Origin of the sequence: Priestia megaterium (genome assembly GCF_041941685.1) — a bacterium.
Taxonomy (GTDB): domain Bacteria; phylum Bacillota; class Bacilli; order Bacillales; family Bacillaceae_H; genus Priestia; species Priestia megaterium_C.
The window spans coordinates 1,883,629-1,900,977 of the sequence record NZ_CP130958.1 but is presented as its reverse complement, the minus strand read 5'-3'; the positions used below and the strand labels follow the sequence as shown (position 1 = coordinate 1,900,977).

Sequence of the window (17,349 nt, the reverse complement as noted above, 5' to 3'; positions counted from 1 at the left end):
ACCTCAAATAGTAATTGCTCCCGTTATTAATGCCACAATTGTCATAACAATGGTCGTTCCAAACGCCCACTTAAAGATAAAACGCTGATGATCGCCTAAATTTACACCGCTAACCCGACAAGAATAAAAGTTGAGGCGGTTAAAGGACTTAATGGAAACCCAGTTGTCATCTGTCCTAAAATAGCTGCTCTGCCAATTTCAATTGGATCGATACCAAAGTTAGAAGCCGTTTGGCTAATAATAGGTAATACTCCAAAATAGTAAGCATCCGGTGTAAACACTAAACTAAGAGGCATACTTGTAACCGCTACTAGTACAGGTAAGTAAGAAGCTAGTGATTCAGGGATAATACTAACCATTGCAGAAGCCATTCCATCTATCATCTTTGTTCCTGTTAGAATACCCGTAAAAATGCCTGCAGCAAAAATCATCGTAGAAACAATTAACACGTTGTTTGCGTGGCTTAGTAAGCGTTTTTGCTGCTCTTCTGGATTTGGATAATTCACTAAAAGAGCAATTACAAAAGCCACAATAAATAAAATCGGTAAAGGTAGCCATACTTTAATTAACGCGATAAGCAGCAAAATTGTTAAAGCAAGATTAAACCTAAAAAGCCGTGGTCCTTTTGCTTCTAGAGCAGCTGCATGTTCTGTAAACCCTTGTACATGTGCTTCCAGTTCAATGACTCCTAGCCTCTGCCTCTCCTTTTTCCCAAGCCAAAAAGCAGCTGCTAACACCCATACAATCCCAGCAATCATTGCGGGAATAACAGGGTTAAATAATTGAGAAGAATCTGCATTAAATGTAGTCATGGCTCTAGCAGTAGGGCCTCCCCAAGGAGCTAAGTTCATAACCCCTGCTCCTAAAGCAACCACTCCTGATAAAATAAGAGGGTTCATCTTTAATCTCTTATAAAGAGGTAGCAGCGCTGTAATTGTAATCATAAAAGTAGATGCACCGTCTCCGTCTAATGACACAAGCATTGTGACGATAGCTGTCCCTACGACTACTTTTAACGGATCTCCTTTAACTAGACGAAGCATTTTAGAAATCATAGGATTAAATAGGCCTGTATCAATCATTAAAACGAAGTACAAAACTGCAAAAACAATCATAATACCTGTAGGCGCTACTTTTATAATACCTTCTAACATCATGTCTCCCATTTCTAGCCCAAATCCGCCTATCAACGCAAAAACAGTTGGTACGAGAACTAAGGCAATCAATACAGATAAACGATTGGTCATAATTAAAAATAAAAATACGCCAATAATTAAAAATCCTAACAATGCTAACATGTAATCCCCCCTGCCCTAAATTCACAGATTCAAAAATCTTAGATGTGAAAACCTTCGGTACTTTTTGTTCTTGCAGGATTCATGCCAAGAATATATAAAAATGGAAACAAACCTTTATTAAACCCCTTCAACATGTATTGAAAAAAATTTACGACACAACAAAAAGAAAGCGTTAACAATTAAACTGCTTTCTTTTTTTGTTTTTGTAATCTAAATTCTACTATTTTAGAAATAATCATTGCCCAGTAAAAAAATAGGCTTCTTAATACATATTCTTCTGTATTTCTAAAAAACTAGACATCTTTCTAAAGTCTTAGAAATGAATATGATATTTTTTCATTTTATTGTATAAAGTAGCTAAAGAAATATCTAAAACCTCTGCTGTTTTCCTTTTTCCTTCAATATTATTTGGATATTTTCTTAATATTTCCTGAATAAATGCGCGCTCTTTATCTTGTGTAGCTTGTTGCAGTGTTTGACTGATTTTTTCTGTTTTACCTGCAACGCCTGAAAATCTTTTTTCATTTTTAATCATAAATTCTGGAAGGTGATGAAATAAAATATCTGTACCTTCCGTCATACATGTGGCGTAGTCAATTACATTTTTTAATTCTCTTACGTTGCCAGGCCAATGATAGGATTGAAGAAAGTCTAGTGTATATTCGTCAATTGTGTAGGAAGTATTTGTGATCGAGTGCTCAATAAAAGAATAGACAAGTTTACGTATATCTTCTCTCCTTTCTCTTAAAGGAGGTATTTCTAATTGAATGACATTAAGTCTATAAAATAAATCTTCTCGAAATTGTTTCTTATTCACAAGCTGCTGTAGGTTACGGTGCGTAGCAGCAATGATCCTTACGTCAACTGCACGTTCAGTAGCTTCTCCTACCCTTCTGATCTTTTTCTCTTGCAGAACTCTTAACAACTTAGCTTGAAGATCATAGGACATATCTCCAATTTCATCTAAAAATACAGTTCCGTTGTTTGCTATTTCGAATAGTCCAGCCTTCCCGCCTTTTTTAGCATTTGTAAGAGCACCGTCTCCATATCCAAAAAGTTCACTTTCTAACAGAGACGAAGGAATAGCCGCACAATTTACAGGTATAAAAGGACCATGCTTGCGCTCACTTTTATTATGTATAGCCTGTGAAAATAATTCTTTTCCCGTGCCGCTTTCTCCCGTCACAAGAATAGGAAATTGAGATTCTGCTACTTTTTCAGCTATATAAACAACGTGCCTTAACCCTCCTTCCCCACCGATTATTTGTTCAAATGTATATTTTGCTTCATAGATAGAATCCATTCGGTTTTCTAAATTCTTTAACTTTTCGGTTTGTCTTCTTAATTCCTTTGATAACTTGTCAACTTCATTGAGACTTTTACAAACCGATACGGCTCCTGCAACTTTACCTTCTATTATAATTGGAGCCATGTCAACCATATATTCCCGATTTTTTTCTTTTCGATATACGCCTACTCTGCATTGTTGATCTTTTAGGGTATTGGTTAACTGAGCACCCGGGCGATATTCTATTAGTGGTTTTCCGATAATATCACTTTTTACTCCTGTAATCTTTGTATACTCTGGGTTAATAAATCTAACAATCCCTTCTTTGTCGATAACTAGAATACCATCATTTATCGAATTTATAACTGCATGCCACCAGTTAAAGTTTTTAGAAGAGCAGTCGACCTCTATGGGCTCTTGGAATGTATTCTTCACAGTATTATAAGCTCCTTTCTATAATAACTTGAGAGTAGATTCTTGCTTTATTTATAATTATCAACTAATTTTCTCTTTTTTGAAACAGAGTCCGCTCAATTAATTTGAATAATCTGATTTATATAAGTGAATATAACCTCGCTTTCTCCATTATTAATGTGTAAATTCATTGCACCATTATTTATATTTAAGATGAAACACTCCTCATAAAGAAAACTATATTTCTATTTTCAAAGAGACTTATCACTATAGCAATATCTTTTAAAAAAGCTATCCACTTTCTTCATAAAGATTACATATTAAAAACACCTAAAGATAGTTTAGGTGTTTTTGAAAGTTTTATATTCATCTTTTCTCTAAGTAAAAGCTCAATGGTTATATGGCCTTCTTACTCTTTGAAGCCCCTTGTTTTTTTCTCCACATATTTTCCATTTGTTCGAGAGTTCTACCTTTTGTTTCAGGAACAAATTTCCAGACAAATAAAGCAGAAAGTACACTCATTAAACCGTAAAAACCATATGTTAATCCTCCGCTATATTCCATCATCACGGGATATGTAGAGGAAATAAAATAGTTAGCCGCCCACTGAGCAGCTACGGCAATAGCTACAGCACGACCTCTAATTTTATTAGGAAAAATCTCTGAAATGAGCACCCAACAAATTGGTCCCCATGACATCATAAAGGAAGCTGTATAAATAATGATAAATATAAGCGTCCCTATACCAATGATGTTTGAAAAAGCCATGCTTGCTACACCGAACATTCCAATGGCCATTCCGATAGACCCTGTTATTAATAAAGGTTTTCTTCCCAAACGATCAACTGTCAAAATTGCAATTACTGTAAAAATAACATTTACTAATCCCATAATAATGGTTTGCAGCATAGAAGAACCTTTAGCTGCTCCCATGCTTTCAAAAATACGCGGAGCATAATATAGAGCTACATTGATTCCTACAAACTGTTGAAATACAGAAAGCAGTATACCTACAACGATAACTAATTTTCCATATGCCAATAATTTTTCAGACGAAACATTGGTAGAAATTGTTTGTTTAATATCGTCTAAAATTGATTTCGCTTCTGAAGATCCATTAATTTTAGTTAGTATGGCTAAAGCTTTTTGATCTTGATTCTGTATAGCTAAGTAGCGAGGCGTTTCAGGAACTAAAAACAAGAGTGCTGCAAAGAGTAAAGCTGGAATAGCTCCTGAAGCAAACATGTATCTCCAACCTACATCATTAATCCATTCTAAGGTTTCCCCATTTGCAATACCCCAATTCACGAAGTAAACGACTAACATTCCAAAAATAATCATAAATTGATTGAATGATACCAATCTGCCGCGAATATCTGCCGGTGCAATTTCTCCTATATAGATGGGACAAATGGCTGATGCTAAGCCAACACCAATCCCACCTATAATGCGGTAGAAGTTAAAAGCTAGTAACAAAGAGAGTGTCGGTTCCCCTTTTGTGAAAAATAAAAACTCAGGATAAGAAGCGCCTAACGCTGAGACTATAAAAAGAATAGCTGCTAATATAAGTGATTGTTTGCGTCCTAGTTTCGTCGCAAAATAACCAGATACCAATCCTCCAATAATACATCCTATTAAAGCACTTGATACAGTAACACCGTGTGCTAAAGATCCTAACCCTAAGCTGTCAATAAGATACACCTTTAATGATTCTTCAGCTCCAGATATTACAGCTGTATCATATCCAAACAGTAACCCTCCGATAGCGGCAACTAAGGTAATAGAAAAAATATATAATGAGTTTCGATTTTGTTTCATGCGTTGTTAAAAGCAGTTAAAACAGTAGAAGTTCTATTTCTAACTGAGTTCACACTTATTTGAATGCGTTTTCAAATCCTTGGAACACAAAAGAAATTTTCTTCGTCCATTCGACTAACTGCTCTTATCCTCCCCTCTAATGTACGTATTTTTCTATTGAATCAAATCTTACTACAGCATTTTCTATACTTCCTTTTGTGTCAGGTATATCGATATACAACCATAATCAATTGATACAAGCTACTTTCATATAAAGCTCCTTTTTAAAGTAAGGTTGCATGTTTTGCAACCTATTACTTCTTTTTAAATTCGCCTAGCTTTTTACTTAAGTCGTTTGTTTGAAGGTAGACTTCTTTATATAATTCATAAAGCTGTTTATAGACTTGTACATGTTCTGCGTTAGGATAATATGTTTTTGAAGACGTAATAAATACGTTTGCGCACTCTTCCAATGAGTTATACCAGCCACAGCCATAAGCTGCTAGCATGGCTGCTCCTAACGCCGGGCCTTGTTCAGTAGACAACTTTACGATTTTTGCATTAAAAACGTCTGCTTGAATTTGAAGCCAATGATCATTTTTTGCTCCTCCGCCAATTGATACAATAGACGTAATTTCCTTTCCGCTTTCTCGAAAGATTTCAATTGATTCACATAATGAAAATGTAATACCTTCAATAACTGCTCGCGTAAAGTCTCTCTTTTTATGAGAGGCGTCCATTCCTATAAAACTTCCGCGAATCGTAGCATCTGCATGCGGTGTACGCTCCCCAACTAAGTAAGGGGTAAATAAAAGGCCGTTTGAGCCAATTGGTACATTTTTTAGGTCAGCCAACAATTCTTCAAACGTGTCGTTTTCTGCGAAATTTTCCTTAAACCAGCTTAAACTGTGACCCGCAGATAGCGTAACGCCCATCGTATAAAAGGCATTTTCTTTTCCATGATTAAAATAATGGACTTTTCCATTAAAGTCTCTATCGCTTCGTTCCTCATAAGAAAGAACAACACCCGATGTTCCAATGCTACATAGTGTTTCCCCTGGCGATAAAATGCCGGCGCCAATTGCTCCGCAAGCATTATCAGCTCCACCTGCAAATACTTTTGTTGAAGTAGCTAATCCCGTTTTTTGAGAGAACGATTCACTAATATTGCCTATGCATTCACTAGATTCGACTAGTGGCGGACAAAGGTTAATATTGACTCCTACTAATTGGAAAAGCTCACCATCCCATTTTTTCTTGCTAATGTTTAATAATAATGTACCGGCAGCGTCTGAATATTCACTATGAATAAAGCCAGTCATCTTAAAACGCAAATAGTCTTTGGGCAACATAAATACAGCTGTTTTTTCAAATATCTCCGGTTCATACTCTTTTACCCACAATAACTTAGGAAGAGTAAATCCTTCTAAAGCCTGGTTTTTTGTTATTTCTAAAAGACGTTTTTCTCCAATCACTTTATAGAGATGATGACATTGTTCTGTTGTTCTTGTGTCATTCCACAAAATGGCGTTACGTAATAGGTTATAGTTTTTATCCAGCAGCACAAGGCCATGCATCTGTCCAGAATAACTAATTCCTTCTATATCTTCGGGTTTTATATTAGCGTTAGCAATTAATTCATTTAAAGCACTAGCCGTCTGCTGAACCCATTCTTCTGGATTCTGTTCGCTATACCCTGTTTTTTCATGAAGGAGAGGATAATTTTTAGAAACTACAGCGCAAATCTCGCCTTTTGTATCAACTAAAACCGTTTTTACGGCGCTTGTTCCTAGATCAATTCCAATTACATATTTCATCTTGATACCTCCGCGTTTATAAACGAGAGTAGAAATTGTTTCTACTCTCGTTTGTCCTTTAAACTTCCAAAATATATTGATTTAAAATGGCCTTTAATCGTTCTTGTCTTCCTGATTTATTCACAATATTCGAATTTTTAAACGCATACTGCTCCAGTGTATGGAAGTTAGCTTTTCCTTCCACAATCTCAAGCCCAATTCCCTCTTTAAAGCTGCTGTAGCGCTCGTTGATAACATTTTCGAAAACACGATCTTCTACTAATTTATGTGCTACTTTCAATCCTCGAGCAAACGCATCCATTCCTGCTACATGAGCATAGAGTAAATCGTCTTGTTCAAAAGAACCTCTGCGTACTTTGGCATCAAAGTTTAATCCTCCGCTGCCCAGCCCTCCATTTTGCAGGATTTCATACATTGCTAGCGTTGTAGAATATAAATCCGTTGGGAATTCATCTGTATCCCAGCCTAAAAGAGGGTCACCTTGGTTTGCATCCACTGATCCTAAGAAGCCTTGTACTCTAGCTACTCGTAATTCGTGTTCAAATGTATGCCCAGCTAACGTTGCGTGGTTAGCTTCTAGATTAAGTTTGAAGTATTTATCTAATCCGTATTGTCTTAAAAATGAAATAGTTGTTGCTGCATCGGTATCATACTGATGTGTCGTAGGCTCTTTAGGTTTAGGTTCAATTAAAAACTGCCCCGTATATCCAATTTCGGTTGCGTAATCTACAGCCATATGCATAAATCTGGCTAAGTTATCTAACTCTAACTGTAAATTTGTGTTAAGCAGTGTTTCATATCCCTCACGGCCGCCCCAGAATACATAATTTTCTGCGCCTAGTTCTTTTGCTGTTTCAAGCCCCTTTTTTACTTGAGCCGCCGCATAAGCAAATACATCTGCATTACAAGAAGTAGCTGCACCATGAACGAACCGGGGATTTGTAAACATATTCGCTGTGTTCCATAATAACTTTACGTTACTTGTTTGCATGTATTCTTTGATCATAGTGACTATAACATCAAGATTTTTATTTGTTTCTTGCAACGTACTCCCCTCAGGAGCAATGTCTCGATCATGAAATGCAAAGAATGGAACATTTAATGTTTCAAAAAGTTGAAAAGCTGCTTCAACTCTCGCTTTTGCTAAATCCATTCCATCATATCTATCCCAGGATCTTTGCATAGTAGCTGCACCAAAAGGATCCGTACCATCTGCTGTAAACGTGTGCCAGTAAGCAACAGAAAAACGCAGCTGATCTTTCATCGTTTTACCGCCTACTACTTCTTCAGGGTTATAGTATTTAAAAGCTAAAGGATTTTTAGAATCTTTACCTTCGTATAAAACTTTGTTTACGCTTTCAAGAAAATTAATTTTATTAGTACTAGTTTGGACCATTTGTCATTTCCCCCTTCGATTTAAGTGAACAAGTTTATCCATTAACTATCTTAATTCGGTTAGTTTGTTTATCCAATAAACTAACTTTATTTCATCATATACAAAATAAATGTTTATTTCAATGTTTTTTTTAGAAAATTTAGTTATAATATTAGGTATGATACTTTCAATTATCTAATTCAAGCTTCATAAAAAACCAACTTAGTTCGATAGATAAACAAAGGAGTGGTTATTATTCAAATTGCAGATCAAGCTTTAGTAAAAAAAATGAATCAAAAATTAATATTAGATGAAATTTTAAAGAACTCCCCTATCTCCAGGGCAACTCTCTCTGAGATTACAGGATTAAACAAGTCTACTGTCTCCTCTCAAGTAAATACACTGCTTGAAAAAGATTTTATTTTTGAAATTGGGGCAGGGCAATCCAGAGGCGGCAGAAGACCTGTAATGCTTGTTTTTAATAAGAATGCAGGCTACTCGATCGGTATCGATATAGGAGTCGACTATCTTAACGGAATTCTAACCGACTTAGAAGGAAATATTATTCTCGAGAAGACTTCTGACTTATCTAGTTCTTCTGCTAGTGAAGTAAAAGAGATTTTATTTGGACTTATTCATGGTTTTGTAACCCATATGCCTGAGTCCCCTTATGGTCTAGTGGGAATAGGAATTTGTGTTCCAGGTCTTGTAGATCGTCATCACCAAATTATTTTTATGCCTAACTTAAATTGGAATATCAAAGATTTGCAGTTTTTAATTGAGAGTGAGTTTAATGTTCCGGTTTTTGTTGAAAATGAAGCTAATGCAGGAGCATACGGTGAAAAAGTATTTGGTATGACAAAAAACTACGAAAACATCGTTTACATCAGTATTAATGTCGGAATTGGAACTGGACTTGTTATTAACAACGAATTATATAAAGGTGTTCAGGGTTTTTCTGGGGAAATGGGTCATATGACGATAGATTTTAATGGACCCAAATGCAGCTGTGGAAATCGAGGCTGTTGGGAATTATATGCTTCTGAAAAAGCGTTACTGGTTTCGCTTTCTAAAGAAGAAAAGAATATTTCTCGAAAAGAGATTGTGGAACGCGCAAATAAAAATGATGTAGAAATGTTAAATGCACTTCAAAACTTTGGCTTTTATATCGGAATTGGATTAACCAATATTCTTAATACATTTGATGTAGAAGCTGTTATCTTGAGAAATCATATAATTGAATCTCATCCCATTGTTTTAAATACGATTAAAAACGAAGTTTCTTCTAGAGTCCATTCTCATTTAGACAATAAATGTGAACTATTGCCTTCTTCGTTAGGAAAAAATGCACCTGCTTTAGGAGCGGTTTCTATCGTTATTGATTCTTTTTTAAGTGTTGCCCCTATAAGTTAGTTAAGTGAACGCAAAAGTTAGCAAACTATATCACGTTTGATCTTAAGAATGAAACAGCTATTTTCGATTAATTGATTTTCTATCTAAGGGAAAGAATAACCCTCTTCTAATAAGAGTGTTATGTCTGTCTCCACCCTCACCTTTTTCATCCCATGCAGCCAGTCACCTATCATAACGGCAACTGGCTGTTTATATGTTATTGGCAACCTGCTCTTTTCTAAACTACGGAGAGTCTTGCCTTTTGGGTTAGTTTACCTGCTTTTCAAATTATGAAGCATGTCTTGTAAGAGTAGTTATGACTTCCTTATATTCCTCTAACTCTTTGGTCTGTGCGAGAGTATTGATTTTCTCTAGCGATAAAAGAGAGCTCTGAATAATAAATGTGCGAGGCTCCGTATCATTTTGCAGTAATTCATCAGATATAAACGTCACAAATTCCAGACTCTTCTTTTGTTCCTCTTCATTTGTTAGTTTATTTTCAATCACCCGTTTTAACTTCGCGGTTACGCGCATAAGCTCAGTCGAAAAATGACTTTCTGTTTTCTCATTAAATACCACAGAGTAAACGGAAGGATTAAATAACTGTTCTTTTTGTTCTGCTACTTCGATTACGATTTCCTCTGTACGCTTCATACAATAAGTGACAATTTGTTCGATAGGCAATGGATAGTTTAGTGCTTTATTCATTTTAAATATATTGTTAAGCATTCCTTCTAGCAGCACAGCTCCATCAAATAAATAAGGAGAAGTCTTAGACGGGAAAATCTGCTGCAAACGTTCATATATCCAGGTGAATGTTGCTGCTTTTAACTCCTCTATATATCGAAATGTTTTAACTTCATTTAAAACGAGTGTACTTTCAATAATTTCAGGAATTTTGTTTTGCTCTGCAAAGTTCAGCATAAAAATTATCTGTTCTTCAAATACCTTCTGATTATCTCCTTTATATTCAATGGCTACTTTTTCTCTTTGTAGAATAAGTGATTCTTGCAAAGACGAAAGTAATGAGAGAAGCAGTTCGCTTTTAGATGAAAAATATTTATAAAATGTTCCTTTTGAAATACCGCTTCTTTCTAATATATCTTGTACCGAAGTGTCTACGTATCCTTTTTCCATAAAAAGCTGGTGCGTATGCCCTAAAATATCGAGCTGTTTTTGATTCATTGCTGCTACTCCTCTGTTTACAATTTACTTTTTATTTAGTATAACTTATCTGCCTTTTCCTACGTGAATTTTATCCTTTTCCCTTGATAAACAGCTAAAAATAATTATATACTATTAGTACATTTTTATACAATTAGTATAAAAATGTACTAATAGTATACGTTAATTCAACAAAGTAATTATTTATCTAGCAAGTAACAACTACTAAGCGCTATGTAGCTAGTAGATTCCAAATTTATACCTATTCTGAAGGAGGAATAAGATCATATGAACAAAGAAGTCATTCCCGTTACAGAAATTCCAAAATTCCAATCACGTGCAGAAGAGTTTTTCCCTATCCAATGGTATAAAGAAATGCTGAACAACCACCCTGTTTATTTTCATGAAGAAACAAACACATGGAATGTATTCCAATACGACCATGTTAAACAAGTCTTGAGCAACTACGAATTTTTTTCAAGCGATGGACAAAGAACCACTATTTTTGTGGGAGATAATAGTAAGAAAAAAAGCACATCTCCAATTACCAATCTTACAAACTTAGATCCTCCTGACCACCGGAAAGCGCGATCTTTGCTTGCTGCAGCCTTTACCCCTCGCAGTTTAAAGAACTGGGAACCGCGAATCAAACAAATTGCAGCAGACCTTGTAGAAGCGATACAAAAGAATTCAACTATTAATATTGTTGACGATTTATCTTCTCCTTTTCCTAGTTTAGTTATAGCAGATCTATTCGGTGTACCGGTAAAAGACCGATATCAGTTCAAAAAATGGGTAGATATTCTGTTTCAGCCTTATGACCAAGAAAGATTAGAAGAGATTGAACAAGAAAAGCAACGTGCAGGAGCTGAATATTTTCAATACCTCTACCCGATTGTCATTGAAAAGCGCTACAACCTTTCTGATGATATTATCTCAGACTTAATTCAAGCCGAAGTTGATGGTGAAACATTCACAAATGAAGAAATTGTACACGCTACCATGCTGCTTTTAGGTGCAGGAGTTGAAACCACAAGTCACGCCATTGCAAATATGTTTTATTCTTTTTTATATGACGACGAGTCGTTATACAGCGAGCTGAGAAACAATAGAGAATTAGCTCCAAAAGCAGTAGAAGAAATGCTTCGATATCGGTTTCACATCTCCAGACGAGATCGGACAGTTAAACAAGATAACGATTTATTAGGCGTTAAGCTAAAAAAAGGAGATGTCGTTATTGCGTGGATGAGTGCATGTAATATGGATGAAAATATGTTTAAAAACCCTTTTTCTGTAGACATTCACCGTCCAACTAATAAAAAGCACTTAACATTCGGAAACGGACCTCATTTTTGTTTGGGCGCCCCTCTTGCTCGACTTGAAATGACAATCATATTAGAAGCATTTTTAGAGGCCTTTTCTCATATCGAACCATTTGAAGATTTTGAATTAGAATCGAATTTAACAGCTTCAGCTACCGGTCAATCTTTAACATATTTGCCAATGAAGGTGTACAGATAAAGGCTATGTACATGACAAAAAAGAGAGCCGTGAAAGAGGTTTATCATCTCCCTCACGTTTCTCTTTTTTGTTATTCCGTTATTTATCAGGATTTTATTATTTCATTTAAGTATTTATGTACCAAGTTTGAGAGGCCTTTTATATGATTTAAATCCTCATCCCAAAAATCTTTATTCCCTAGGATATTTTCAACAAGTTGCAAGAGAGACATCCGGTTTTTTTGATATTTCAACCACTGGTCTCTATAAAATTCTAAAACATATTCTTCATCTTTTAATATATATGGGGAGCCCTTAAAATCTTCTCCTGTCCAAGTGCTTTTAAGCTTTTCTATTTTATAAAAACGAATAAGCACCGCAAAGGCTTGAACGATTCCAAGTGGAAGTGCTCTGTTTAGGTCGACGTAGCTTTTTAAAGTAGGCAGTAGACGATGTTTAAATTTTGATAAGCTGTTTAATGAAATATCAGCAAGACGATGATGAATAAATGGATTGGTGAATCGTTCAAATACCTCTTCTGCGTATACTATATTTTCATTAAAATTACCTTGGATAGAAGGAATAACTTCTTTTTTTATTACTTCATGCAGAAAGTGTTTAAAATTGGAGTTGTCCATAAATTCTTTTACTGTTTCCACTCCTGACAAAATCCCATTTAGTACCATAAGTGTATGAGCCCCATTTAAGATACGGACTTTTCGTGTTTGGTAAGGACCTAAATCCTCTACCCAATGCACATTTAAACCGGATTTTTTAAAAGGAAGGCGATGATCTAATTCACTGTTTCCTTCTATAGCCCAAAAATGATAAGGTTCCGCTGTATTCAGTAAGGAATCCTTATATCCCCATTCTGTAAATAAAGAATCTGCTTCTGCCTTAGGAAAGCCTGTGACTATTCGATCTACCAACGAATTAAGGAATAAATTATGTTCTTTTATCCATTTTATAAATGCTTCAGGTAACTCCCACTCTTTACTATAACGGAGCACGCATTCTTTTAAGGTATCTCCATTTCTTTCAACAAGTTCACATGGAAGCATAGTCAACCCTTTTTCTGTATTTCCACTGAAATGCAAATAGCGATGGTACAAAAAGAGTGTTAATTTTCCTGGAAATGATTGAATTGGGACACCTTCTTCTAATAAAGTTGGCTGATAGTTAAGTCCCGCTTCTGTAGTATTAGAGATTACAAATTCCAATGTAGGGTTTTCTGCTAATTGTAGGAAGGTATTCCACTCTTCGTATGGGTTAATGACTTGGGAGAAAACAGAAATTACTTCACTAGACGTAACCGTATCTCCATTTTCCACTCCACGTGTAAGCAAGGTATAGAGGCCATCTTGCTCCTTCAATTTGTCTATTTTCTCTTTGCCCGCAGGTCGAGGCTGCGTAACAGCAATACTTCCTTGAAAATAACCTTTCTTGTTACATTGATGAATCATCCAGTCACAGAAGCCACGCAGAAAATTTCCTTCCCCAATCTGTAACACTCTTACAGGATATTCGAAGCCGGCAGAGTTATCTTGAATAGGAGTGATCTTTTTATTAAGTGGATTTAAGGTATTTTGTGAATTATTCAAGGTAGATTCCTCCTTTGTATGATTAAGTGCTTAGTTTTTTATAGTAATTGATTATATTTCTACAATAGCTTTAATCACATTTGATTCAGGATTTAACCAGTCTTCAAACTGTTCAATTAATTGATCAAACTGTGCTCGATGGGTAATATAACGATTTAAATCTACTTTCTTGCGTTTAAGAGTGTCTACTACATAATGAAAATCTTCTAACGTAGCATTCCTGCTTCCCATCAGCGTCAGCTCCTTTTTATGGAATTCTGGATCGTTAAATGAGATGTCTGCTTTCACTAGACCTACGTATATTAATTTTCCGCCATGAGCCGAATAGTTAAATGCCTCTGTCATTGATTTAGCATTACCCGTCGCATCAAATACTGTTGTTGGCATCTCTCCCTTTGTTAACTCTACTAATTTATCAAATGGATTATTAAGAACATTTAACGTATAATCCACTTTAGCCCATTCATTAGCAAACTCTAAGCGTTCGTTATTTACATCCATTGCTATGACCTTTGCTCCTCGGTCTTTAGCAAATGCCATCACCCCTAAACCAATAGGGCCAGCACCAATGACTAAGACAAACTCTCCTTGCTGAATCTCAGCGCGTCTAACTGCATGAGCTCCTATACTTAATGGTTCCACCATTGCAGCTTGATCAAGTGTTAGTCCCTTAGTTCTCACTAAATGCGTATAAGGAACCGTAATCCACTCACTCATTCCTCCTTCAATATGTACACCTAATACTTTCATATCTGTACAGCAATTTGTTTTTCCATTTCTACAAGCAATGCATTTTCCACATTCCATATAAGGGATAATAGAGACTTGGTCACCAGCTTTTAATCCCAACTCATTGTGAGGAATAAATTCAATGTATCCTGATAATTCATGACCGAGTACACGAGGGTAAGTGAAAAAGGGCTGGTTTCCTCCATAGGCATGAATGTCTGTACCGCATATCCCAATACGTTGAATACGAACTAATGCTTCTCCTGCTTGGGGGAAAGGCCTTTTACTTTCCACTTTTTTCAACTGGTTGGGCTGTTCACATACAATGCTTTTCATACTTTATCTCTCCATTTCAATTTGAAATTTTTTTATTCAATAAACACATATCAGAGAATAACGCCTTCTTTAAAAATACTAATTTCTCGAAAGCCTAAACGTTCATTATTTGTGTGAGTTTGACCTGAAGCAACATTCAAAATATATTGCAATAAATCATGCTTTAGCTCATCTATGGTTTGATTTTCAATTAGTCTCCCTGCATTGTAATCAATCCAATGTTTTTTACGATATGCTAACTCGGAGTTTGTAGATATCTTCACTGTAGGTACAGGACCTCCAAATGGTGTACCTCTCCCGGTTGTAAACAATACAATATGAGCACCCGCTGCAGCTAATGCTGTTACGGAAATCAAATCATTTCCAGGGGCATCTACTAGGTTCAATCCTGATTTGCTTACCCTCTCACCATATGGAACAACATCTTCAACTCTAGAATGCCCTCCTTTTTGTGTACAACCAAGAGATTTTTCCTCTAGAGTGCTAATTCCACCGTCTTTATTTCCTGGAGATGGATTTTCATAAATTTCTTGATTGTGCCGAATAAAATATTCTTTAAAATTATTAACTAGGTTTGTAATTTTATTAAACGTTTCTTCATTCTTAGCCCGGCTCATTAGAATCGTTTCCGCACCAAACATTTCTGGTACTTCTGTTAAAATAGCTGTTCCGCCACTAGCAACGACTATATCAGAAACTGCTCCAACTAACGGGTTCGCTGTAATGCCTGAGAAACCATCTGATCCTCCACACTTCAAACCTATTTTTAGTTTTGAAAGAGGAATAGGTTGGCGTTCATATTGATTAGCATGGGCTACTAACTCCGAAATAAGGGATATTCCTTTTTCTAATTCGTCTTCAACTTCTTGTGCTTTAAGGAATTTAATACGATCTGTCGCATATTCACCGATAACCTCTTTAAACGCTTCAATTTGATTATTTTCACAACCTAATCCAACGACTAGGATACCCGCAGCATTTGGATGCTGAGTTAAAGCAGCTAAAAGCTTTTGTGTATTTGTCAGATCATCTCCTAATTGCGAGCAGCCATATGGATGAGGAAAATGATAAATTCCATCCACTCTTTCATCTCTGAACTGTTCAGTCGCCATTTTAGCTAAAAATTCACATGTTTTATTAATGCACCCAACCGTATTAATAATCCAAATTTCATTACGAATTCCGACTTCGCCATTTTCACGAATATACCCTTGAAACGTATAATTCAAGGCTTTTGGAATATTTGGTTGAGTAATTGGCTGGTACTCGTAATGTAAAATACCACTTAATCCGGATTGTAAATTATGAGTATGAATCCACTCTCCTTCTTCTAAATCTTTTTTAGCTTTTCCGATTGAGTATCCATATTTAAAGATGTCCTCACCTTTTTTACAAGGCTTCACTAAAATTTTATGACCTCTAGGAATATCAGTACGAATAGGAATTTCAATGCTGTTTTGACCCTCGCCTTGTACGTTTATAACTTCACCTTTGACAATCTCATTTATAGAAATGACAACACTGTCTTTTGAATGTAATTGAATAACCTTACTCATTTTTCACCCTCCATTTTCCTCTTATTTAGATGCTTTTAAAAAAGATAACGTTTTCATTTTACGAATATATTTATATAGTATCATCAATATTTGGGATAAAAATTGCGATTTTTGCTGTATTTATACTGTTTTTTGATATAAATTAGTAAAAAGAGGAGAGGGATTTCATGAGTAACTTAAAAAATGAATTACACAGCAATTTTCCATTTTTATTTGTCTATAAGGATACGAAGAGTCCTCAAAAAGAATTATCTAACCATATGCATGATTATTATGAGATTGTGTACGTTTATGGAGGGAACGGAACTTTTTTTATAGGTGATATTTTTCATGAAATGAATCAAGGAGATGTTTTTTTAATTCCTAATAATACAATTCACCGAGCAATGCCAGATAAAGAAACCCCTGTAACGTCTACTGTTCTTTTTTTAGCCCTATGTTAATCTATAAAGATTTAATTAACGATTCTTTTTCTTATTTTAGTGTGTTTGATGTAGTAAAAAAGAGTAAAAACTATAAAATTTCGCTGCACCCCGAGGAAAAACAGCAAATTGAAAAATTTCTTATACAACTTTATGAGGAAGTAACTAACGAAGAACCGGGTTCTAAGCATTATGTCTTACTAATTATTCATCAAATAATGCTAGAGTTATATCGTACTCACACCAAAAGCAAGGAAAGAATAAAAGATAATACGTATAAGGTAGATTGGATTGCAGACATTTTGCTTTATATAAACGAACATCTACATGAACCTCTCTCATTGACAACTCTTGCAGATAAATGTTTAGTCAGTCCTTCTCACTTCAGCAGGGTTTTTAAAGAAACAACAGGGATAGGATTAACTGTCTATATCAACACAAAGCGAATTATTAAATCGAAAGACCTTTTACTAGAAACCGATTATACAATTTCTCACATCGCTGAAATGTGTGGATTTGAAAGTAATCCTCATTTTTATCGAATGTTTAAAAAATATATGAATACAACTCCAGCCTCCTATAGAAAGAAAAATGATATAAGCAACATATAAACAAAGTAATGTAAAAAAGAGTACAAGCAAATAAGTGACGATGTGCTTGT

12 protein-coding genes and 1 pseudogene are annotated in these 17,349 nt (G+C 35.4%); 4 read left to right on the top strand and 9 right to left on the bottom strand.

Going from position 1 to position 17,349, the window contains the following annotated elements; genetic code table 11:
- Positions 1-3 precede the first annotated feature (3 nt).
- The 5 genes and pseudogenes from Q5794_RS09810 to xylA all read right to left on the bottom strand — a co-directional run bounded on the left by Q5794_RS09810 (position 4) and on the right by xylA (position 8,010).
- A pseudogene (locus Q5794_RS09810) lies at positions 4-1,298 on the bottom strand (CitMHS family transporter).
- 313 nt (positions 1,299-1,611) lie between these two features.
- Entirely contained in the window at positions 1,612-3,021 is a 1,410-nt protein-coding gene (locus Q5794_RS09805) for a sigma-54 interaction domain-containing protein (RefSeq protein ID WP_374989039.1), read from the bottom strand.
- 375 nt (positions 3,022-3,396) lie between these two features.
- Positions 3,397-4,818 (bottom strand): D-xylose transporter XylE, encoded by a 1,422-nt coding sequence (gene xylE / locus Q5794_RS09800; protein ID WP_374989038.1) that lies wholly within the window; start codon positions 4,816-4,818, stop codon positions 3,397-3,399.
- Between the two features lie 293 nt (positions 4,819-5,111).
- The gene (gene xylB, locus Q5794_RS09795; protein ID WP_374989037.1) at positions 5,112-6,614 is read right to left on the bottom strand and encodes a xylulokinase; all 1,503 of its coding nucleotides are present in this window, start codon (positions 6,612-6,614) and stop codon (positions 5,112-5,114) included.
- Between the two features lie 58 nt (positions 6,615-6,672).
- Complete coding sequence (gene xylA, locus Q5794_RS09790) at positions 6,673-8,010, bottom strand: xylose isomerase (protein ID WP_374989036.1); 1,338 nt, start codon at positions 8,008-8,010, stop codon at positions 6,673-6,675.
- Between the two features lie 234 nt (positions 8,011-8,244).
- Here xylA and Q5794_RS09785 point away from each other — a divergent pair, with 234 nt between their 5' ends.
- On the top strand, positions 8,245-9,402 hold the full coding sequence (locus tag Q5794_RS09785; protein WP_311592646.1) for a xylose repressor: 1,158 nt from the start codon (positions 8,245-8,247) through the stop codon (positions 9,400-9,402).
- Positions 9,403-9,669: 267 nt separating this feature from the next.
- Here the strand turns inward: Q5794_RS09785 and Q5794_RS09780 are convergent, their stop codons facing one another.
- Positions 9,670-10,566 carry a TetR/AcrR family transcriptional regulator gene (locus tag Q5794_RS09780; RefSeq protein WP_374989035.1) on the bottom strand — a complete coding sequence of 299 codons (897 nt, stop codon included), beginning with the start codon at positions 10,564-10,566 and terminating at the stop codon, positions 9,670-9,672.
- A 267-nt stretch (positions 10,567-10,833) separates the two neighbouring features.
- Here Q5794_RS09780 and Q5794_RS09775 point away from each other — a divergent pair, with 267 nt between their 5' ends.
- Positions 10,834-12,066, top strand: a complete 1,233-nt coding sequence (locus tag Q5794_RS09775) for a cytochrome P450 (RefSeq protein ID WP_374989034.1) — start codon at positions 10,834-10,836, stop codon at positions 12,064-12,066.
- Positions 12,067-12,151: 85 nt separating this feature from the next.
- Here Q5794_RS09775 and Q5794_RS09770 read toward each other — a convergent pair whose 3' ends face one another.
- Genes Q5794_RS09770 through Q5794_RS09760 form a run of 3 tightly spaced genes read right to left on the bottom strand, consistent with a single transcriptional unit; the run spans position 12,152 to position 16,266 of the window.
- Entirely contained in the window at positions 12,152-13,645 is a 1,494-nt protein-coding gene (locus Q5794_RS09770) for a tagaturonate reductase (protein ID WP_214987846.1), read from the bottom strand.
- A 51-nt stretch (positions 13,646-13,696) separates the two neighbouring features.
- Positions 13,697-14,710, bottom strand: coding sequence for a zinc-binding alcohol dehydrogenase family protein (locus Q5794_RS09765; protein WP_214987845.1), 1,014 nt, complete (start codon positions 14,708-14,710; stop codon positions 13,697-13,699).
- A 50-nt stretch (positions 14,711-14,760) separates the two neighbouring features.
- Positions 14,761-16,266: a UxaA family hydrolase gene (locus Q5794_RS09760; RefSeq protein ID WP_214987843.1), complete on the bottom strand. Its 1,506-nt coding sequence runs from the start codon at positions 16,264-16,266 to the stop codon at positions 14,761-14,763.
- A 167-nt stretch (positions 16,267-16,433) separates the two neighbouring features.
- Between Q5794_RS09760 and Q5794_RS09755 the strand changes: the two genes are divergently transcribed.
- Positions 16,434-16,709 (top strand): AraC family ligand binding domain-containing protein, encoded by a 276-nt coding sequence (locus Q5794_RS09755; protein ID WP_374989033.1) that lies wholly within the window; start codon positions 16,434-16,436, stop codon positions 16,707-16,709.
- On the top strand, positions 16,703-17,299 hold the full coding sequence (locus Q5794_RS09750) for a helix-turn-helix domain-containing protein (RefSeq protein ID WP_374989032.1): 597 nt from the start codon (positions 16,703-16,705) through the stop codon (positions 17,297-17,299). Before Q5794_RS09755 ends, Q5794_RS09750 begins: the two co-directional genes overlap by 7 nt.
- The last annotated feature ends 50 nt before the right edge of the window (positions 17,300-17,349 follow it).

Coding starts and splice junctions, on each gene's coding strand:
- Q5794_RS09780 (WP_374989035.1), bottom strand. CDS start 10,566: ATGAATCAAAAACAGCTCGATATTTTAGGGCATACGCACCAGCTTTTT.
- xylB (WP_374989037.1), bottom strand. CDS start 6,614: ATGAAATATGTAATTGGAATTGATCTAGGAACAAGCGCCGTAAAAACG.
- Q5794_RS09750 (WP_374989032.1), top strand. CDS start 16,703: ATGTTAATCTATAAAGATTTAATTAACGATTCTTTTTCTTATTTTAGT.
- Q5794_RS09760 (WP_214987843.1), bottom strand. CDS start 16,266: ATGAGTAAGGTTATTCAATTACATTCAAAAGACAGTGTTGTCATTTCT.
- xylE (WP_374989038.1), bottom strand. CDS start 4,818: ATGAAACAAAATCGAAACTCATTATATATTTTTTCTATTACCTTAGTT.
- Q5794_RS09765 (WP_214987845.1), bottom strand. CDS start 14,710: ATGAAAAGCATTGTATGTGAACAGCCCAACCAGTTGAAAAAAGTGGAA.
- xylA (WP_374989036.1), bottom strand. CDS start 8,010: ATGGTCCAAACTAGTACTAATAAAATTAATTTTCTTGAAAGCGTAAAC.
- Q5794_RS09775 (WP_374989034.1), top strand. CDS start 10,834: ATGAACAAAGAAGTCATTCCCGTTACAGAAATTCCAAAATTCCAATCA.
- Q5794_RS09755 (WP_374989033.1), top strand. CDS start 16,434: ATGAGTAACTTAAAAAATGAATTACACAGCAATTTTCCATTTTTATTT.